Raw genomic sequence first — 18761 nt, forward strand, 5'->3', positions numbered from 1 at the left:
CCTCGAATCGGATGCCGGGGGAAGCGATCCAACACTAGCCGGGCGGGCCCTTTCAAAAAAAGGACCCGCCCGGCGTCACGTCACAGTCCCATGGACTGGGTGTCGTTGCTCTCCACCCCGCCGGCCTCGGTCACGCCGTTCTTCAGGTGGTACTTCACGATGGCCTCGCGCAGCACCTCCTCGTTCAGCTCGCCCCGCTGGACCAGCTGGGTGAGCACGGCGAGGGTGATCGAGGCGGCGTCCACATGGAAGTGGCGGCGCAGCGCCGACCGGGTGTCCGACAGGCCGAAGCCGTCGGTGCCGAGGGAGGTCCAGTCACCCGGGACCCACTGGGCGATCTGGTCCTGCACCGCGCGCATGTAGTCGCTGACGCCGACGAACGGGCCCTGGGCCCGCGACAGCGCCTGCGTCACGTACGGCACCCGCCGCTCGGCGTCGGGGTTGAGCAGGTTGTGCTCCTCGGCGGCCAGCGCCTCGCGGCGCAGCTCCGTCCAGGAGGTTGCCGACCACACCTCGGCCGCAACGCCCCAGTCCTCGGCCAGCATGCGCTGGGCCTCCACGGCCCAGGGGCCGGCCACGCCCGAGGACAGGATGTTGGCCTTCGGCCCCGACACGGCGGGTGCCTCGGCGTACCGGTACAGACCCTTCAGCAGGCCCTGGACGTCGAGGCCCTCGGGCTCGGCCGGCTGGGGGTAGGGCTCGTTGTAGACGGTCAGGTAGTAGAAGATGTTCTCGGGGGTGTCCCCGTACATCCTCCGCAGGCCGTCCTGGACGATGTGCGCCACCTCGAAGGCCCACGACGGGTCGTAGGACACCGCCGCCGGGTTGGTGGAGGCGGTCAGCGGGGTGTGGCCGTCCTCGTGCTGCAGGCCCTCGCCGTTCAGCGTGGTGCGGCCGGCCGTGGCGCCCAGCAGGAAGCCCCGGCCCATCTGGTCGGCGAGCTGCCACATCTGGTCGGCGGTGCGCTGCCAGCCGAACATCGAGTAGAAGATGTAGACCGGGATCATGTGCTCGCCGTGCGTGGCGTACGCCGAGCCCGCCGCGGCCACCGAGGCCATGGAACCGGACTCGCTGATGCCCTCGTGCAGGATCTGACCCTCGGTCGACTCCTTGTACGACAGCAGCAGCTCGCGGTCGACGGCCTCGTAGGTCTGGCCGTGCGGCGAGTAGATCTTCGCGGTCGGGAAGATCGCGTCGAGGCCGAAGGTGCGGGCCTCGTCGGGGATGATCGGCACGAACCGGTGGCCGATCTCCTTGTCGCGCATGAGGTCCTTGAGCAGGCGGACGAACGCCATGGTCGTGGCGACGTTCTGCTTGCCGGAGCCCTTCTTCATCTGCGCGTAGGCGGCGTCGCCGGGCAGCTTGACCGGCTTGGCGCGGACCACGCGCTTGGGCAGGACGCCGCCCAGGGCCGCGCGGCGCTCCTTCATGTACTCGATCTCGGGGTCGTTCTCGCCCGGGTGGAAGTAGGGCGGCAGGTCGCCCTCGAGGGCGGAGTCGGGGATCGGCAGGTAGAGCCGGTCGCGGAACTCCTTGAGCTCGGCCTTGGACATCTTCTTCATCTGGTGCGTCGCGTTGCGCGCCTCGAAGTCCTTGCCCAGCGTCCAGCCCTTGATGGTCTGGGCGAGGATGACCGTCGGCTGGCCGACGTGCTCACGGGCCGCCTTGTAGGCCGCGTAGACCTTGCGGTAGTCGTGGCCGCCGCGCGAGAGCTTGCGGATGTCCTCGTCCGACAGGTGCTCGACCATCTTGCGAAGGCGCGGGTCGTCGCCGAAGAAGCTGTCGCGGATGTAGGAGCCGGACTCGACGGAGTAGGTCTGGAACTGGCCGTCGGGCACGGTGTTCATCTTGTTGACCAGGACGCCGTCGACGTCGGCCGCGAGCAGCGGGTCCCAGTCGCGGCCCCAGACGACCTTGATGACGTTCCAGCCGGCGCCGCGGAAGTAGGACTCCAGCTCCTGGATGATCTTGCCGTTGCCGCGGACCGGGCCGTCGAGGCGCTGCAGGTTGCAGTTGATGACGAACGTGAGGTTGTCGAGCTCCTCGCGGGCGGCGACGCCGATCGCGCCGAGCGACTCGGGCTCGTCCATCTCACCGTCGCCGAGGAAGCACCAGACGTGGCTGCGGCTGGTGTCCTTGATCTTCCGGTTCAGCAGGTAGCGGTTGAACCGCGCCTGGTAGATGGCCGAGATCGGGCCCAGGCCCATGGAGACCGTGGGGAACTCCCAGAAGTCGGGCATCAGGCGCGGGTGCGGGTAGGACGGCAGGCCCCGGATGCCGTGCGACAGCTCCTGCCGGAAGGCGTCGAGCTGGGCCTCGTTGAGGCGGCCCTCCAGGAAGGCGCGGGCGTAGATGCCCGGCGCGGCGTGGCCCTGGATGAAGACCTGGTCGCCCGACTCCCCGTGGTCCTTGCCGCGGAAGAAGTGGTTGAAGCCGACCTCGTAGAGGGAGGCGGCCGACGCGTAGGTCGCGATGTGGCCGCCGACGTTGGTGCGGGCGTTGGCCCGGGTGACCATGACCGCCGCGTTCCACCGGATGTAGGCGCGGATCCGCCGCTCGACGTACTCGTCGCCGGGGAACCAGGGCTCGCGCTCCGGCGGGATCGTGTTGATGTAGTCGGTGCTGCGCAGGCCGGGGACGCCGACCTGGTGCTCCCGGGCCCGCTCCAGCAGGCGGAGCATCAAATAACGGGCCCGGGTCCGCCCCTCCGTCTTGACGACGTTGTCGAGGGACTCGAGCCACTCCTGGGTCTCGCTGGGGTCGACATCAGGAAGCTGGCTGGGTAGGCCGTCACTGATGATCGAGAAACGCTGGCGTCCGGAAGCCACTGGGTCTCGCCTTCCGAGGATGGACTTTTGTCTGGTGTAGGTCGCCTTCCATCCTGGTCGCTTACCCCGGAAAGTGCATCTCTACTGACCGGTAACCAGGAGGTCCCCGCTGGCAGGGGCGTGAAAATGGCCTAGACCACCGATGGTAGGACGAATTTCTCCCACAGGGTACACGCTGCCCGGTCCTTTTCCGGGGACGGGGACGAATCCGCCCTTGCCGTACGAATCTAGCCGGGGCCGGACCGTGGGAGGTCCGGCCGGGCCGGCGCGAGGCGGGCCGCCTCCGCCGATTCCCGGCTCGGCCGCAGGGTGCGAGGCCGGGCCGCCTCCGGATCCCGCGCCCCCGTGGCCGGGGATCACCGGGGATCATCGGGGATCGCCGTATTCACCGGAGATCTCCGGTGGCCGTTCGCGGGAAATCGAAGATCTTTGAGGGATCGTGACGATAATGATGCGCGAAGCGGGGGCGAAGCGGTTTGAGCGGCGCACTCTCCGCTGTGGACGGCCCCCGCCGCCCCGGGGAGGGGGCTGAGGGCCCCGGAGAAAAGGGCGGGGCCGTCGTCCCAGCTCAGCGCGGATCGTAGGATCGGGTATGTGAGATCTCAGACGATCGAGGTGGTGACCGGTTCCCGAGAGCGGATCCATGACATCACCTCCGAGTGCGAGAGCTTCGTCCGCTCATGCGGGGGAGACGGGCTGCTGCACGTCTTCGTCCCCCACGCCACCGCGGGGATCGCGCTGATCGAGCTCGGCTCGGGCAGCGACGACGATCTGCTCGCGGCGCTGGAGGATCTCCTGCCGGCCGACGACCGGTGGAAGCATGCACACGGATCCAGGGGGCATGGACGCTCGCATGTCATGCCGGCTTTCGTCCCCCCTTACGCAACGGTCCCGGTCCTGTCCGGACGGCTCGCGCTGGGCACCTGGCAGTCCATCGCCCTGGTGGATCTCAACGTCGACAATCCGGAACGCCAGATCCGTTTGTCATTTTTGTCGGACTAATTCATACGTAGCCCACTCGTTGCCGTGGCGACCGTTGACGACCGAGGGTCACAGCGTGTGGACTGTGCCGAAGCATTCTGAGCACCGTGTGATCGCGGTGTCATCCAAGCAGGAGGGACAAACGTGAGCGCGACCGCGGGTCAGGCTCGGGGCGAACGCGGCCTGGCCGAACGACTCGGCCTCAAGCCGGGTCAGGTGGTGCAGGAAGTCGGCTGGGATGAGGACGCCGACGACGATCTGCGCGACTCCATCGAGGAGCTGACCGGTAACGAGCTGGTCGACGAGGAATACGAGGACGTCGTCGACGTCGTGCTGCTGTGGTGGCGTGACGGTGACGGCGACCTGTTCGACGCCCTCAGCGGGGTGCTGACCAACCTGAGTGCAGGCGGCCAGATCTGGCTGCTCACTCCCAAGGCCGGCCGCGAAGGCCACGTCGAGCCCAGCGACATCGGGGAGGACGCCACGACCGCCGGTCTCTCGCAGACCAGCAGCATCGGCGCCGCGCCCGACTGGTCGGGCACCCGACTGGCTCCTCCGCGGACCCGCCGGTAAGGGGTCCGCCCTGCCGTACGGCTCATGTGAGTCGTACGGCAGGATGATGGTGTCGCCCATCATCCGACGAAAGGACCTTTCGACATGGCGGTCGAGGTAGGTTCCCCGGCTCCGGACTTCGAGCTGAAGGACCAGCACGGCACCCCGGTCAAGCTCTCCGACCACCGGGGCAAGAAGGTCGTGCTGATCTTCTACCCCCTCGCGTTCAGCGGCGTCTGCCACGGCGAACTCTGCGCGCTGCGCGACGAGTTCATCGCCACCGCGCCCGAGGACGTCCAGGTGCTGACGGTCTCGGTGGACTCGGTGTTCACCCACCGCGCCTGGGCCGACCAGGAGGGCTACACCTTCCCGCTGCTCTCCGACTTCTGGCCGCACGGTCAGGTCGCGCAGGCGTACGGTGTGTTCGACGAGGAGAAGGGCCTCGCCAACCGGGGCACCTTCATCATCGACGGTGACGGCGTCGTCCGGTGGAGCGTGGTGAACCCCATTCCGGAGGCGCGCGACATCGCCGAGTACCGCAAGGTCCTCGCCGAGCTCTGAGCTCCCCAGCGGTGATCCGGCGGGCGCCCGGGGGGCGTCCGCCGCTCTCGACCCCTCCGGAGGCGATCATGCCCTGCTTCTCCTGCGGGGCCAGGCAGACCGACCCGGTCCGTGGCGCCAGCCCGTGGAAGCGCGGGGTGCGCCGGGAGACCCAGGTGCTCATCTGCCCGGACTGCCAGCGCGCCCACGACCTGGACCTCGACACGTGCGCCGCGTGCGGGTCGGCCGCCCTCATCTGCCGGCTCGGCGAGGTCGAATGCCGCTCCTGCGGGTCCGTACGGCTCGCCCGGTCCGGACGGCCCGTCCCCGCGGGGAACGCCGCCGCTCCCGGCGCCCCGGACGTCCCGGACGCCTCCGGCCTGGCCGACGAGGTCCAGGCCGCCCTGGAACGGGTCCTGGGCCGCACCCGCTGACCTCGCCTCCGGGCTCGTCCGCCTCCCGGAGCGCTCTCGTCACCTGCGTGAAGCCGTCCCCGGGACGCGCTCACCCCTGGGATGCGTCCCGAGGATGTCCACCCGCCTCCGTCGCCGTTCCTCCGGATGCGGGCCGTAACGGGTCGTCGGCCATGCGCTAGGGTCGGCCTCGGCCTCGCCCCTTCGACCCGGTGGATGCATGCATGAGCTCGTTCGTTGTGGCCCTTGACGTCGGCGGCACCTCGATGAAGGGCGGGCTCGTCACGAGCACCGGTGAGATCCTCCTCACCGACCGCCGGGCCACCCCGCGCGAGCGGGGCCCCGAGGCCGTCGTCGAGACCATCCGGTCCTTCATCGGCGACCTCGCCGCCCGGGGCGGCGGCGCCCCCGCCGGGGTCGGCCTCGCCGTACCCGGCCTGGTCGCCGCCGACGCCGCGCTGTACTCGGCCAACATCGGCTGGCGCGACGTCCCCGCCGCCGCCTTCGTCCCGCTGGACGCCCCGGTCATGCTCGGCCACGACGTGCGCACCGGCGGGCTCGCCGAGAGCGTCCTCGGCGCCGGCCGTACGGCCTCCGACTTCCTGTTCCTGCCCATCGGCACCGGCATCGCGGGCGCGATGATCGTGAACGGCGAGCCGTACGGCGGGGCCTCCGGCTGGGGCGGCGAGATCGGCCACATCCCCGTCTTCCCCGACGGCGAGACGTGCGCCTGCGGGCAGATCGGCTGTCTGGAGACCTACGCCTCCGCCTCGGCGGTCGCCCGCCGCTACGCGGCCCGCGCCGCCTCCCTCACCGCGCCCGCCCCCTCCGGCCTGCCCCTCCCCACCTCCCCGACGGCCGGCGGCGGGACCGCGGCGGTCACGGCCGAGCAGGTCGCGGCGCTGACCGCGGCGGGCGACCCGGTGGCCACGCGGATCTGGGGAGAGGCCGTCGAGGCGCTGGCCCTCTCCCTGGCCACCTACACCCTCCTCCTCGACCCCTCGGTGATCGTCCTGGGCGGCGGCCTGTCCGAGGCGGGCCCCCTGCTGTCGGACCCGCTCTCCCGCCGCCTGCGCGAACTCCTGACCTTCCGCGAGGCCCCGCCGATCCGCCCGGCCGCCCTCGGGATCAACGCCGGCATGCTGGGCGCCGCCCTCCTGGGCTGGCAGGCGGCCGGAGACCCCGGCGCGGGCGCCACCTGGCGGCTTGATGTGCCCAAATCCCCCGACGTGGCGTAAGGTGTTATCCCGTCCCATGGACGGGACGGCCCGGGGCGCTTAGCTCAGCGGTAGAGCGCTCGCCTTACAAGCGAGATGTCACTGGTTCGAACCCAGTAGTGCCCACCAGCAGAAACGCCCCGTTTCCGATCATGGAAACGGGGCGTCGTGCCATTGGCGTGCCACTAGTGTCCTGAGCCGGGAATTCTGTTCAGATATCCGGCGGGGCGTTCGAGGATCTCGTCGGCGGTCTTGGTCCAGACGTAGGGCCGCGGCTCGGTGTTCCAGGTCGAGATCCAGTCGCGGATGTCCTTCTCCAGGGCCTGGACGGACTTGTGCACGCCGCGGCGGATCTGCTTGTTCGTCAGCTCGGCGAACCACCGCTCCACGAGGTTGAGCCAGGACGACCCTGTCGGGGTGAAGTGCAGATGGAACCGCGGGTGGGCGACCAGCCAGGTGCGGATCGCGGGCGTCTTGTGCGTGGCGTAGTTGTCGAGCACGAGGTGGATGTCCAGGTCCGCGGGGGTCTGCTTGTCCAAGGTGATCAGGAACTTCTTGAACTCCTCGGCGCGGTGACGGCGGTGCAGGGACCCGATGACCTTGCCGGATGCGATCTCCAGGGCGGCGAACAGGGTCGTGGTGCCGGCCCTGACGTAGTCGTGGGTCACGCGCTGCGGGATTCCGGGCATCATCGGCCGCACGGGCTGGGAGCGGTCCAACGCCTGGATCTGCGACTTCTCGTCCACGCAGAACACCAGCGCCCGCTCGGGCGGATCCAGGTAGAGCCCGACGACGTCGTGGACCTTGTCCACGAAGTACGGGTCGGTGGACAGCTTGAACTCCTCGACCCGGTGGGGTTGCAGGCCGAACGCCCGCCAGACCCGCGAGACCGTCGACTGCGACATGCCGATCTCCTTGGCCATCGACCGGGTCGACCAGTGCGTCGCGTTCTTCGGTGTGCTCTCCAAGGTCTTGGTCACCAGTGCCGCGACCTGCTCGTCGGTCACCGACCGGGGCCCGCCCGAGCGTGGCATGTCACCCAGGCCCGCGATCCGATGCTCGACGAACCGGGCCCGCCACCGCCCGACCGCGTGAGGCGTCGACCCGAGCCGCTGCGCGACGTCCTTGTTCGTCGCGCCCGTCGCGCACTCCAGGATGATCCGGCATCGCAACGCCCACGACTGCGGCGTCGACCTGCGCCGCACCCAACCCTCCAGCGCCGCCCGCTCGTCCTCGGACAACACCAGCTCGGCCTTCGGCCGCCCCGTACTCGCCATGACACCAGCGTAGAGTTATGGACAGAATTCCTGACTCAGGATGCTAGAGGCGGCGACGCATTTCTACGTTGGGGACGACGACCCCACGGACCGTGTTGTCCGGGCGATGGGCGACCACAGTGAATCCGAGGCGTTCGAACGCAGGCTGAGCACTCCGACTGGCCAAGGTCCGCAGTTCGGTGAGCCCACGGGCACGCGCCTCGCGCATGATGGCAGTGAGCAGGGCGCGTGCAACACCCCTGCCCCCTGATCGTGGATGAACGAACAGCATGTCAACCAAGCCGTCCGGCAGCAGGTCCGTGAACCCCACGACAGTGTCATCAACTTCTGCCACCAGGGTCGACGCTTCTTGCCGCCGTCTGTCCCAATCGCTCAGGTCGGTGCGAGCGGGGCCAGCCCATGCGTCCACCTGGCGCGGTCCGTAAACCAACGAGGCCGTTTGGCGAATCGCGGCTTGGAAGACATCGAAGGTCGCTGTGGCGTCATCTGGGCCTCGGTATGCGCGAATATCACACGTCATGAACCCAGCCTACATATATGGACAGAACTCCTGACTCAGGACACTAGCCGATGACGCAGCCGGGATTTCGGGCACGGAGAGATGGCTCAACGTCACGGCAGGGGGCAGCGGCCCCTGCCGGCTGATGACCGCCGTGCCGGACGGGTGTCACGGGCGGCTGCTGCAGGTGAGGGAGGGGGGCGACGGCGTACCGCCGGCCAGGAAGCCGAAGGTGGTCGTGCCGGACGCCGGGAGCGAGCCGTTGTAAGGGGCGTTCGTCACCGTTACCGCGGAGCCGTCGGCGGCCAGCGTGCCGTTCCACACCTGGCTGACCGTCTGGCCGTTGCCCGGCGTCCATCTGACGGTCCATCCGCTGATCGCCGAGCCGCCCGCCGTCACCGTGACCTCACCCTGATAGCCGCCCGGCCACGAGTTCGTGGTGCGGTAGCTCGCGGTGCAGGCGCCCGCAGACGGGGAGGCCGACGGGGTGACCGAAGGTGAGGATGAGGGGGTGACCGAGGGCGAGGGCGAGGTCGACGGGCCGCCCGGCGGCACGTACGGGCACTTGTCGCGGTACATCGAGATGCCGGTGGAGTCCATCAACGGACACAGGAACCGGGTGTACCGGATGTCGTCGTCAACGAAGATCTTCAGCCACGGGATCAGTGTCCGCATCTCAGTGGTGTTCGCCCTCGTCGCGAACAGGTGGTCCACGCCGGCTATCTCCACCCAGGCGTTCTGCGCCGTGGCCGGGAGAGTGCTGTACAACCCGTTGAGGTAGGACGGCGTGACCACCGTGTCCCTCTGCCCGGAGATGAACATCGTGGGCACCCGGTTGTCGGCCAGGCTCAGGTTCCCCGTGGGCGAGCCGGGTGCGAGCCCGACCGCGGCCTTCAGTGAGGGCCGCCGGAGCGCCGCGGTGAGGGCGCCGGCGCCACCCGCGGAGTGGCCGACCACCGACAACCGGCTGGGGTCGACGCGGTCGCGTACCGGACTCCGCTGAGTGAGATAGTCCAGGGCGGCGAGCAGCTGGGTCGCTCGGGCGTCGGCGCCGTCGGTACGGCTGATGGTCTCGATTCCGATGACGACGAAACCGAAGGACGCGAGCCAGGGACCCATCCAGGCCTCTTCGTTGGCGAACAGGGCGGAATAGCCGGGCACGATCGCGACCGCGCCGAAGGTCCCCTGGCCGGTGTCCGTCGGATAGTAGATCACCCCACCGCCGAGGCCGTTCCCGGACGGCACGCTGATCTGCGCGGTGGCGAAGGTCCCCCTGGTGGCGGACACACTGGCCAGGGTGGGGTCGGGACCTCGCTGATAGGGATTGTCGGCGGCCGATGCCGGCCGGGTCGCGACGGTCACCGCGAGCAGCCCGAGGACGACGACCGCCGCGGCCATCGCACGCCTCACCCACCCGTTCTGTGACCCGGGCTCTGATCGGACCCTCCCGGCGGCACGAGGCGCCGGAGTCTCACTCACACGTCGTCGCACTGTGGTGTTCCTTCTCCTCGGGTGAGCCCCTCATCGGGATCAGCACATGGCGGCCATCGCCGAGTGGTCTTCGGTGCGGAGGCTCCGCTCCGCACCGGTCGCCTCCTCGTCCCGGCACCGGAACGCGCACCACGAGGGCGTCGTGATCGGCGGCCTCTGCATCACCACCCGATAGTGGGAACCGCGCCGGGGACTCAGTGTGGAAACGCCTCTGAAACGTGTCAAGATCCGTGTAAAAATTTCGGCGACCCACTCCGGCATATACGCGTCCTGTGGTGTGTCGGCACAGGAAATCGCCGATAAGAGCAATTGAAACTTTCATCACGATCTCGCAATTGATCCGGTCGACGCGGCCCGGACCCTCGGTTGGGGATCCCGGACGGAGCGCGATTCGAGAGGCGCCGGCCGCTCGGCCGTCCTGGAGGGATCACTCAGAGGGAGAGGCGGGCCAGGAGTCGTCCGTCGCGTGGCGCAGTCCGGCGAAGGCGCGGTCGGCGTCGGCGACCGCCTCGGGTCGCACGTCGTGCGCGGTCCGCCCGTCGGCGATCCTCTGCCAGTTGGTCCGGGCCAGTACGCGTTGAACCGCGATCACCTGGGCGGCCTGCAGCCGGCCCCGGACGCCCGGGTCGAGGACGGCGGCCAGCGCGTCCTCGTCGTCGAGCATGTACTGCAGGAGCCGTCCCGCCAGGCTCGGGGTGGTGAACACCAGCCGATGGAACGCCACCACCTCGGGGTGGTCGTTGAGGCCGGTGACCGGCTCGAAGCGATCGAGACCCTCCCGGAAACGCCGGTGCAGCGCCGTCATCGGCGTGACGCCGGGGCGCCGGTCGCGGACCACGCGTGCGGCCTCACCGTTGTGGTCGGCGAAGCGATGCAGGATCAGGTCCTCCTTGGTGGCGAAGTAGCGGAACAGCGTCGGTTTCGACACCTCGGCCGCCGCGGCGATGTCGGACACCGACACCTGGTCGAACCCGTGCGCCAGGAACAGTGAGATCGCCGCGTCGGCGATCGCGTCCCGGGTTCGTACCTTCTTGCGGGCCCGCAGCCCGACCGGCTCGCTCACCTCATCAGGGTAACATTTGTTACTGGGTTGCTTTTTTAACCCGGTAACGGAAAAGTGGCGGCCATGGAACAGACGGACAGACACCCACCGCACTCCTCCGGTGATGACGAGGCCGCCATGACACCCGCGGAAGGGTCTCCGGTGCTCGTCACCGGGGCGACCGGACGTATCGGCCGCGCCGTGGTCGACCTGCTGACCGACGCGGGCGTGCCGGTCCGCGCCCTCGTGCGCCGCCCCGAGTCGGCGGCGACGCTGCCCGCCGGCGTCGAGATCGTCACCGGCGACCTCACGGTGCCCGAATCACTGGACGCCGCGCTGCACGCCGTCGGCACGGTCTTCCTGGTCTGGACCGCCCCGCCGCAGACCGCGGCGGCCGTCGTCGACCGGCTGGCCGCCCGCGCACAGCGGGTCGTCTACCTGTCCGCACCGCACCGGACCCCGCACCCGTTCTTCCGGCAGCCGAACCCGATGGCGGCGCTGCACGCCGAGATCGAGCGGCTCATCGCGGCCACCGGGCTCGACGCGACGATCGTCCGGCCGGGGATGTTCGCGTCGAACGCCCTGATGTGGTGGGCCGCCGCGATCCGTGGCGAAGGCGTGGTCCGATGGCCGTACGGCGCGGCCGAGACGGCCCCGGTCGACGATCGGGACGTGGCCGAGGTCATCGCGAGGATCCTGCGCGAGGACGGACACACCGGCGGCGACTACGTTCTGACCGGCCCCGAGTCGCTCACCCAGGCCGAACAGGTACGCGTCATCGGAGACGCGCTGGGCCGCCGGCTGACGTTCGAGGAACTGCCGCCCGACGAGTTCCGGCGCGAGGCCCCGGAAGCCGCGCGCCCGGCCGTGGACATGCTCCTGGAGGCGTGGAACGCCGCGACGGGACACCCGGCGTACGTCACCTCGACGGTGTCCGACCTCCTCGGGAGGCCGGCGCGGACCTTCCGCCAGTGGGCCACCGACCACGCCACATCGTTCACCGGGGATCCCGCCCGATGAATCGCCCGATCTCCTGACGACCTGGACGGGGAGCTGTCGGCTCACATTCTGCTGGGTGGTCTTCAGAGCGAACCGGTAAGCGCTGGAACCGCCGGGTCCCGGTTAAAAACATGAGGGACCTACATATTTTCGGTATGCCGGATTACACTCAGAGCGTCCTGAAGCGGATCACACGGAGGTGTCCATGCGAAAGATGACCGTCCGCCGCAAGAGTGCGGTGCGCCTGCTGTCCGGCGCCCGCCGGCTCTGGATCGAGTGGTGCTGGTAGCTGCCGAGACGGCGGGCGCTCCCGGGCGCCCGCCCCTGCGGTGATCGGCTCCGCCGTGACCGGCGAGCCGGACGGCTACGACTGCCATCGCGACCACGGACCGTACGCGGGGGTCGCGGCCTTCCTCGGCCGGATCGCCGCCGACCGTCCCCGTCTGGCGTCCCGCCACCGGGTCGAACTGCACGCCATCGCACCCTGGCTCGACCACGCGGCACGACCGGCCGCCGAGGAGGAGCCGATCCGGTTCCACCCCGCCCGGCGCACCGCCTTCCTGGCCTACGGCGCGGCGGAGTTCGTGGCGGCCTGGGCGGATACGCTCCGGCACCCGGTCACGGTGCGGTTCGACCACGTCGGCGACGCCGACGAGACCACCCGCGAACTGCTGGACGCGTTGACCCGCCGGGTCGGGTCGTCCCCGGTGCGCCTGGACCTGCGGGACGGCGGCGCCCGCGAGCCGGCGGCGGAAGGCCCGGGGCCGGAGGAGATCCGTGCGGCCCTGGGTGACAGCCTGGCCCGCGGCTTCTACCACCACGCGGCCCGGGTCGCCCGGAGCGGGCGCGCCATGGTGACCCCGGGCGGCGATCTGCGGCACTGGTGGGCGTTCACCACCGGGCTGGCCACCGCCCTGGCGGCGCTGGATCGCGCCGCCGAAGCACTCGACCTCTACCATGAGGCGCGCGCCGCCACCGACGACCCGAAGATCACCATGTCGGCCGCATACGCCACCGCCATGCTGTACGCCAGGCACCTGCCGGCGGCGGAGCAGGATCCGGCGCGGGCACGGCACTGGCTGGAACGGGCGCTCCATCTCGCCGCCGGACTGGACGACCCGCGGCGGCGGACGCTGTCCACCGTCTTCTACGAGCAGGGCCTGGCGCTGCTGGACGCCAAGGCCGGTGAGCCCGCCCGCGCGCTGCGGATGATCGACGACGGGCTGGCCCGGCTGGAGGCGGTGCTCGCCCCAGGGGAGCGCCCGCAGGACCTGGCCCGGTTACGCCACAACCGGGCGCAGGTGCACCTGGCCCTGGGCGATCCGGCGCGGGCCCTGGCCGACCTCGACACCGTGATCGCACACGACCCCGGCAACTGCGAGTACTACGTGGACCGGGCGGCCCTGCACCGCGCGGCGGGCCGTTCCCGGGCCGCGATCAGGGACTACGGCACCGCGATCCGCCTGGGACCGCACCTGCCCGAGGCGTACTACAACCGGGCCGTGCTCCAGCAGGAGCGGGGCCGTTCCACGCGGGCGCGCGGCGACCTGGAGTGCGCGCTCGCCATCGACCCCGGGCACCTCGACGCCAGGATCGCCCTGGTCAACCTGCAGATGGAGCACGGCGCGCTCGACGAGGCCGAGGCGGGCGCACGGGCCGGGCTGGCGCTGGCCCCGCAGGAACCCGCGCTGCTGTGCACCCTCGGGCTGATCCGCTCGGAGCGCGGCGGCCTCGCCGAAGCCGACGAGCTGCTCACCCGCGCCCTGGCCGGGGATCCCGAGCTGGTCGAGGCGTGGACGAACCGGGCCGCCGTCCGGTTCGAACGCGGCGACGCGGTCGCCGCCGTGGCCGACCTGGACCGGGCGGTGGCGCTGTCGGCGGCGCCGGTGCCCCGCTACAACCGGGGCACGGCGCTGATGCGGCTGGAACGGTGGGACGAGGCCGCCCGCGACTTCGCTCACGCGCTCGCCCAGCCGGACCTGGACCGGGGGCTGCGGCGTGACCTGCGCGCCGAACTGGCCCGCTGCCGTCGTGCCACGGCCGGGCGACGGCCGGACGGCGGCTGAGAGCGACCCGCGCCGCCGTGAAAGGCCTGTGGCCATGGTCGCAGGCTGTCGGCCGAGATGCATCGCATCACCCGGACGGGTGCACATGCCGATCGTCACGAGCTCGATGCACTGAGTGGTCGAATCCCCTGCTTGGATCAACATAAGAAATTTATTATGCTGAGGTGAGCTGGCAGATAGTGGTGGTCCCAGAGGTTCGTAACTGGCTTCATGAGCTGCGGAAGGTGGATCGGCGGACACTCTCACTGATCGCTGCCGCCTTGGACCGGGTCGCCGAAGAAGGGCCCGGCCTGGGGCGGCCCCTGGTGGACACGCTCCAAGGGTCGACCATCCGTAACCTCAAGGAACTGAGACCTGGATCCAGTGGGCGGAGCGAAGTGCGACTGCTCTTCGTCTTCGATCCATGGCGGCAAGCCGTCTTCCTGGTCGCCGGGGACAAGTCCGATGATTGGAACGGCTGGTACGACGTGGCGATCAAGACGGCGGAGGCGCGTTTCGCCCTGTACCTCAAGGAGGGGAAGCAATGAGCGATCGTGCGGTGACATGGGAGGAACTGCGGGCCGAGCTCATCCGCCCCGAAGACGAGGGGGAGGTCGCCCGGTTCGGTGAGGAGCTGATGGCCCGCCAGCGGGCCTACCGCCTCGCCGAGGCGCGGCGTGAGCTCGGCCTGCGGCAGGAGGACGTCGCCCAGGCGATGGGCGTGTCCCAGGCTCGCGTCTCACAGATCGAAAGCGGAGCGATCAGTGAAGTCGCCACCCTGGCCGCCTATGTGACGGCGCTGGGAGGCCAACTCAAGATTGTGGCTGATTTCGGGGACTCGGTCATGGTGCTCGACACGCCTCGCGGACGCCGTACGGGGTGACCCGAATTCCCGGGTGACGGTCATGTGCCCGGAGGCCGGGAGCGGACAGTCGCGGGCGGGGGCGGTTTCCCGGGGTTATCGTGCGGGGCATGAGCCCCCTGACTGTGCACGACATCTGCGACTCCTACGTCGACGACTACGCACGGTTGAACCCCGTCGCCGCCACCGAGGCCGGCATCGGCGGTCACGACGACCGGCTTCCCGACCTCTCCCCGGACGGCCACGAGGCCCGCGCGGAGCTCGCCCGGAGCGCCCTGGCCCGGGTCTCGGCCGCGCACCCGGCCGACGGGAGCGAACGCGTCGCGCGGGCGGTGTTCGCCGAACGGATCGGCCTGGAGGTGGAGACGCACGAGGCCGGGTTGCCGCAGGCGGCCCTCAACGTGGTCGCCAGCCCCGTCCAGAGCATCCGATGGGTCTTCGACCTGATGCCCGCGGAGACCCCCGAGGACTGGGAGGTCATCGCCAGGCGGCTGGGCGCGGTGCCGTGGGCGCTCGCCGGATACCGGGCGTCGCTGTCGGCCGAGGCCGGAAGGGGCCGGGTGGCGGCGGCGCGGCAGGTACGGCGGGTCATCGCGCAGTGCGAGACCTGGTCGGCCCCCGACGGCTTCTTCGCCGGCCTCGTCCGGCCGGCCGACGTGGGGGACGCGCTGCGCGCCGACCTGCGGGCGGGGGCGCACGCGGCGGCCGGCGCCTACGCGGAGCTGGCCGTCTTCCTCCGGGACGAGCTCGGGCCGAGGGCCGCGGCGGCCGGGGACGCGGTCGGCGAGGAGTCGTACGGGCTGTGGTCGCGGACGTTCCTCGGTGCGAGGGTGGACCCCCGTGAGGCGTACGCCTGGGGCTTGGAGGAGTTCCGCCGCGTCGAGGCGGAGATGGCCCTGGTCGCCGGGAGGATCCGGCCGGGGGCCGGTCCCGCCGAGGCCGCGGCGGCGCTGGACGCCGACCCCCGCCACCGCGTGCGCGGGGAGGACGGGTTCCGGGCGTGGATGCGGGAGCTGTCCGACCGGGCGCTGGCCGACCTGCGGGGCGGTCACTTCGACATCCCGGACGAGCTGATGCGGCTGGACTGCCGGATCGCGCCGCCGGGCGGCGGGACGGGTGCCTACTACACCAACCCGGCCGAGGACTTCAGCCGGCCGGGCACGATCTGGTGGTCGCTGCCGCCGGGCAGGGAGGAGTTCCCCACCTGGCGTGAGGCCAGCACCCTCTACCACGAGGGCGTGCCCGGACACCACCTGCAGATCGGCACGGCGGTGGCGACGCCCGGCCTCAACCGGTTCCAGCGGCTGCTGTGCTTCATCGACGGCCACGGCGAGGGCTGGGCCCTCTACGCCGAGCGGCTGATGCGCGAGTTCGGCCGGCTCGACGACGCCGCCCTGCTCGGCATGCTGAACAAGAGCCTGTTCCGGGCCGCGCGCGTGGTGCTCGACGCGGGCATGCACCTGAGGCTGGAGATCCCGGCGGGCGCCGGTTTCCACGAGGGGGAGCGGTGGACGCCCGAGCTGGGGGCCGAGTTCCTGCGCACCAGGACGCTGACGGACCCGGACCGCGCGGCCGACGAGATCGACCGCTACCTCGGCTGGCCGGGGCAGGCGTCCTCGTACAAGCTCGGGGAGCGGCTCTGGCTCGATCTGCGCGAGGAGGTCAGGGCCGCCCGGGGCGCGGAGTTCGACCTGAAGGACTTCCACACCCGCGCCCTGCGCAGCGGACCGGCGGGGCTGGACATCATGCGGGAGCTTCTGACCGGCCTCTGACCCGCTGCTTTCTTTTCGGTCGTGAATATTTGTAAATATCATCTCTAACAATGAGCTAAGTCACTGTGTGAACAATTACGGGAATCTCTTGCGGTATTCCCGGGGCGTGCTTATGGTGGGCAACTGTGCAGGGTGGCCGACGTCGTCAGGCCGGGCCGCCTGAGCGAGGACGGTTGCCACCCATCTGGTCTGGAGAGTGAGACTGGCTCCTAGCTAGCACCATCCTGCCCGCGGCGAGCCCTTGCGCCGCCGTTCTTTTCCGGGGTCGTCGGCCTTTCCTCGTGCCGGTGGCCGGGCAGGAGACGTCATGCGCCCGCGTGTTCCGCGCCGCGTCGCCGGGTGATCCGTTCTGAATGCGGCACCGTGCCGCCCGTAATCACTCCGGTATTCGCACCACTGTCATTCCCATTTCCCTTTCAAGGGGGTTGCTGTGCGCAAAGAGACTGTCAGTAGAACGGAACGACCCTCCCAGGCCGACGTCGTCATCGTCGGCAACGGCGCTCTCGGCCTGTTCCTGGCCGACGAACTGGTCGAGCGCCGCATCGGCTCCGTCGTCGTGGTCGGCCCGAGCGATCGCGAGGGCGGCGCGAGCCAGGCCGCCGGTGCCATGATGGGCTGTTTCGGCGAGACCACCACGGAGTCGCTGCGCACCGACGCCTCCCGTACCAGGTTCGAGCTCGGCGTCGCCGCCCACGACCGCTGGCCCGACGTGCTCGACCGGCTGGAGAGGTACTCCTCGACCGGCTCACCGCTGCTGGTCGCCCCCGACTCCCATGTGGTGCTGAACTCCATCGGCGCCGACCTGGACACGGTCAACTTCACAGCCATGATCGACGCTCTGGACGAGTACGGAAAGCCGTGGGAGGAGATCGACCCCGAGGGGATCCCCGGCTTCCGGCCCAGGCGGGACACCCGCGCCCTGCGCGCGGTCCACCTGCCCGCCGAGGGCGCCGTGGACGCGCGCGGCGTGCTGGACGCGCTGGAGGCCCGGCTGCGCGAGACCGACACGATCATGATCGACCAGACGGTGCGCACGCTGGTCAGGGACGACGGGGCGGTGACCGGCGTCGAGCTGGACGACGGCCACGTCATCGAGGCGGGCACCGTGGTCGTCGCGACGGGCGCGCGCAGTGAGGCGCTGGTGCGGACCGCCCTGGACGACCTCGACATGGTCCCGACCTTCCCCGGGCTGGGCTTCGCGATGCTGGCCCGCCGTACCGGGGGCGAGCCGTTCCGCAGCGTGGTCCGCACGCCGAACCGCGGCTTCGCCTGCGGGCTGCACGTCGTGCCGGGCCCCGGCGACCTGGAGTACTACGGCGCCACCAACCGCCTGGTGGACCAGGTCTCCAGCGTGACCTGGATGGCCGACGTCCGCTTCCTGGCCCAGTACTCGATGCAGCAGCTCGACGAGCGGGTCGCCTCGCACGAGGTCGTCAGGTGGCTGGCCGGGAACCGCCCGGTGACGCTCGACGGCTTCCCGCTGATCGGGTGGCTGCCCCTGTCCGGCCTGTACCTGCTGACCGGGACCTACCGCGACGGGTTCCACTGCGCCCCGCTGCTGGCCGAGCACGTCGCCAACGAGCTGCAGGGCAAGCCGGGGACCATCGACCCGATGTTCCGGCCGACCCGCGCGCCGATCGAGACCAGGACCATCGAGTGGTCCATCGACGAGTACGTCGAGCACAACCTCGCCGCCTGGTTCGAGACGGGCGCGGAGGCCGCACCGCAGATGACCACGACGCAGATCGCCGACTACTACCGGGCGATGGCCGTGAAGTTCTACGACACGATGGACATCGGCTACGCGCTCGGCCCCGACATCCTCTGGTACGCGCAGGGCAGCCTGCTGGGCGCGCGCCGGGTCGCGCGCTACTTCCACCGCCTGTCCGGCCGGAACGGTTCGCGGCCGGTGGGCGCGGGGGCGGGGGAGGCGCGGCGATGACCGTCTCTCAGGAACCCGTGGCGGAGACCGTCCGGCGGATCGTCGACAAACAGCTCAACCTGTCCGCCCACGGATACGAGCTCCGCGTCGACGACGACCTGTGGAACATGGGCATGACCTCGCTGACCTGTATGGGGCTCATGCTCACCGTCGAGGACACCTTCCAGATCGAGCTGCCCGAGGAGGCGCTGCGGGAGGGCACCTTCCGCACCGTCGGCACGATCACCGCGGCCGTCGAGGCCGCCATGCCGGCGCACGAGGCGCACGAGGAGCGCGAGAAGTCCGAGGGGAGGGTGTAGGA

The 18761-nt window shown here is 70.4% G+C and carries 18 protein-coding genes and 1 tRNA gene; 13 read left to right on the forward strand and 6 right to left on the reverse strand.

What is annotated here, in order from left to right; all coding sequences use genetic code 11:
- Positions 1 to 80 precede the first annotated feature (80 nt).
- Positions 81 to 2828, reverse strand: a complete 2748-nt coding sequence (gene aceE / locus ACZ6W9_RS25415) for a pyruvate dehydrogenase (acetyl-transferring), homodimeric type (RefSeq protein ID WP_389965394.1) — start codon at positions 2826 to 2828, stop codon at positions 81 to 83.
- A 594-nt stretch (positions 2829 to 3422) separates the two neighbouring features.
- Between aceE and ACZ6W9_RS25420 the strand changes: the two genes are divergently transcribed.
- From ACZ6W9_RS25420 to ACZ6W9_RS25445, 6 genes are all read left to right on the forward strand, one after another.
- Entirely contained in the window at positions 3423 to 3830 is a 408-nt protein-coding gene (locus tag ACZ6W9_RS25420) for a secondary thiamine-phosphate synthase enzyme YjbQ (protein ID WP_389965397.1), read from the forward strand.
- Between the two features lie 123 nt (positions 3831 to 3953).
- Positions 3954 to 4382 (forward strand): DUF3052 domain-containing protein, encoded by a 429-nt coding sequence (locus ACZ6W9_RS25425; protein ID WP_362935558.1) that lies wholly within the window; start codon positions 3954 to 3956, stop codon positions 4380 to 4382.
- 84 nt (positions 4383 to 4466) lie between these two features.
- On the forward strand, positions 4467 to 4922 hold the full coding sequence (locus tag ACZ6W9_RS25430) for a peroxiredoxin (RefSeq protein WP_389965402.1): 456 nt from the start codon (positions 4467 to 4469) through the stop codon (positions 4920 to 4922).
- A 68-nt stretch (positions 4923 to 4990) separates the two neighbouring features.
- Complete coding sequence (locus ACZ6W9_RS25435) at positions 4991 to 5335, forward strand: hypothetical protein (protein ID WP_389965405.1); 345 nt, start codon at positions 4991 to 4993, stop codon at positions 5333 to 5335.
- Between the two features lie 203 nt (positions 5336 to 5538).
- Complete coding sequence (locus ACZ6W9_RS25440; protein WP_389965408.1) at positions 5539 to 6552, forward strand: ROK family protein; 1014 nt, start codon at positions 5539 to 5541, stop codon at positions 6550 to 6552.
- A 33-nt stretch (positions 6553 to 6585) separates the two neighbouring features.
- Positions 6586 to 6660: transfer RNA gene (locus ACZ6W9_RS25445), tRNA-Val, on the forward strand.
- Between the two features lie 56 nt (positions 6661 to 6716).
- Here the strand turns inward: ACZ6W9_RS25445 and ACZ6W9_RS25450 are convergent.
- The 5 genes from ACZ6W9_RS25450 to ACZ6W9_RS25470 all read right to left on the reverse strand — a co-directional run bounded on the left by ACZ6W9_RS25450 (position 6717) and on the right by ACZ6W9_RS25470 (position 10861).
- Positions 6717 to 7808, reverse strand: a complete 1092-nt coding sequence (locus ACZ6W9_RS25450; protein WP_470119997.1) for an IS630 family transposase — start codon at positions 7806 to 7808, stop codon at positions 6717 to 6719.
- Between the two features lie 43 nt (positions 7809 to 7851).
- Positions 7852 to 8328 (reverse strand): GNAT family N-acetyltransferase, encoded by a 477-nt coding sequence (locus ACZ6W9_RS25455; protein ID WP_352356362.1) that lies wholly within the window; start codon positions 8326 to 8328, stop codon positions 7852 to 7854.
- Positions 8329 to 8475: 147 nt separating this feature from the next.
- Positions 8476 to 9717 (reverse strand): poly(ethylene terephthalate) hydrolase family protein, encoded by a 1242-nt coding sequence (locus tag ACZ6W9_RS25460; protein WP_389965414.1) that lies wholly within the window; start codon positions 9715 to 9717, stop codon positions 8476 to 8478.
- Positions 9718 to 9837: 120 nt separating this feature from the next.
- Entirely contained in the window at positions 9838 to 9963 is a 126-nt protein-coding gene (locus ACZ6W9_RS25465) for a hypothetical protein (RefSeq protein ID WP_470119999.1), read from the reverse strand.
- A 262-nt stretch (positions 9964 to 10225) separates the two neighbouring features.
- Positions 10226 to 10861, reverse strand: coding sequence for a TetR/AcrR family transcriptional regulator (locus ACZ6W9_RS25470; RefSeq protein ID WP_389965417.1), 636 nt, complete (start codon positions 10859 to 10861; stop codon positions 10226 to 10228).
- A gap of 117 nt (positions 10862 to 10978) precedes the next feature.
- Here ACZ6W9_RS25470 and ACZ6W9_RS25475 point away from each other — a divergent pair, with 117 nt between their 5' ends.
- From ACZ6W9_RS25475 to ACZ6W9_RS25505, 7 genes are all read left to right on the forward strand, one after another.
- Entirely contained in the window at positions 10979 to 11860 is an 882-nt protein-coding gene (locus tag ACZ6W9_RS25475) for an NmrA family NAD(P)-binding protein (protein ID WP_470120001.1), read from the forward strand.
- Between the two features lie 323 nt (positions 11861 to 12183).
- On the forward strand, positions 12184 to 13905 hold the full coding sequence (locus ACZ6W9_RS25480) for a tetratricopeptide repeat protein (protein ID WP_389965423.1): 1722 nt from the start codon (positions 12184 to 12186) through the stop codon (positions 13903 to 13905).
- 224 nt (positions 13906 to 14129) lie between these two features.
- Entirely contained in the window at positions 14130 to 14432 is a 303-nt protein-coding gene (locus ACZ6W9_RS25485; protein WP_389965903.1) for a type II toxin-antitoxin system RelE/ParE family toxin, read from the forward strand.
- A complete protein-coding gene (locus tag ACZ6W9_RS25490; protein ID WP_389965426.1) occupies positions 14429 to 14767 on the forward strand; it encodes a helix-turn-helix domain-containing protein in 339 nt (112 codons plus the stop codon). Before ACZ6W9_RS25485 ends, ACZ6W9_RS25490 begins: the two co-directional genes overlap by 4 nt.
- A gap of 89 nt (positions 14768 to 14856) precedes the next feature.
- Positions 14857 to 16518, forward strand: coding sequence for a DUF885 domain-containing protein (locus ACZ6W9_RS25495; RefSeq protein ID WP_470120004.1), 1662 nt, complete (start codon positions 14857 to 14859; stop codon positions 16516 to 16518).
- 430 nt (positions 16519 to 16948) lie between these two features.
- Positions 16949 to 18460: an NAD(P)/FAD-dependent oxidoreductase gene (locus tag ACZ6W9_RS25500; RefSeq protein ID WP_389965431.1), complete on the forward strand. Its 1512-nt coding sequence runs from the start codon at positions 16949 to 16951 to the stop codon at positions 18458 to 18460.
- Positions 18457 to 18759 (forward strand): phosphopantetheine-binding protein, encoded by a 303-nt coding sequence (locus ACZ6W9_RS25505; RefSeq protein ID WP_389965434.1) that lies wholly within the window; start codon positions 18457 to 18459, stop codon positions 18757 to 18759. The genes ACZ6W9_RS25500 and ACZ6W9_RS25505 overlap by 4 nt, the downstream gene beginning before the upstream one ends.
- Positions 18760 to 18761: the final 2 nt, after the last annotated feature.

Source organism: Streptosporangium sp. NPDC053982 (assembly GCF_055585205.1).

Excerpts from the sequence above, each read along its gene's own strand:
- ACZ6W9_RS25430 (WP_389965402.1), top strand. The coding sequence starts at position 4,467 with ATGGCGGTCGAGGTAGGTTCCCCGGCTCCGGACTTCGAGCTGAAGGAC.
- ACZ6W9_RS25435 (WP_389965405.1), top strand. The coding sequence starts at position 4,991 with ATGCCCTGCTTCTCCTGCGGGGCCAGGCAGACCGACCCGGTCCGTGGC.
- ACZ6W9_RS25440 (WP_389965408.1), top strand. The coding sequence starts at position 5,539 with ATGAGCTCGTTCGTTGTGGCCCTTGACGTCGGCGGCACCTCGATGAAG.
- ACZ6W9_RS25450 (WP_470119997.1), bottom strand. The coding sequence starts at position 7,808 with ATGGCGAGTACGGGGCGGCCGAAGGCCGAGCTGGTGTTGTCCGAGGAC.
- ACZ6W9_RS25455 (WP_352356362.1), bottom strand. The coding sequence starts at position 8,328 with ATGACGTGTGATATTCGCGCATACCGAGGCCCAGATGACGCCACAGCG.
- ACZ6W9_RS25475 (WP_470120001.1), top strand. The coding sequence starts at position 10,979 with ATGACACCCGCGGAAGGGTCTCCGGTGCTCGTCACCGGGGCGACCGGA.
- ACZ6W9_RS25490 (WP_389965426.1), top strand. The coding sequence starts at position 14,429 with ATGAGCGATCGTGCGGTGACATGGGAGGAACTGCGGGCCGAGCTCATC.
- ACZ6W9_RS25495 (WP_470120004.1), top strand. The coding sequence starts at position 14,857 with ATGAGCCCCCTGACTGTGCACGACATCTGCGACTCCTACGTCGACGAC.
- ACZ6W9_RS25505 (WP_389965434.1), top strand. The coding sequence starts at position 18,457 with ATGACCGTCTCTCAGGAACCCGTGGCGGAGACCGTCCGGCGGATCGTC.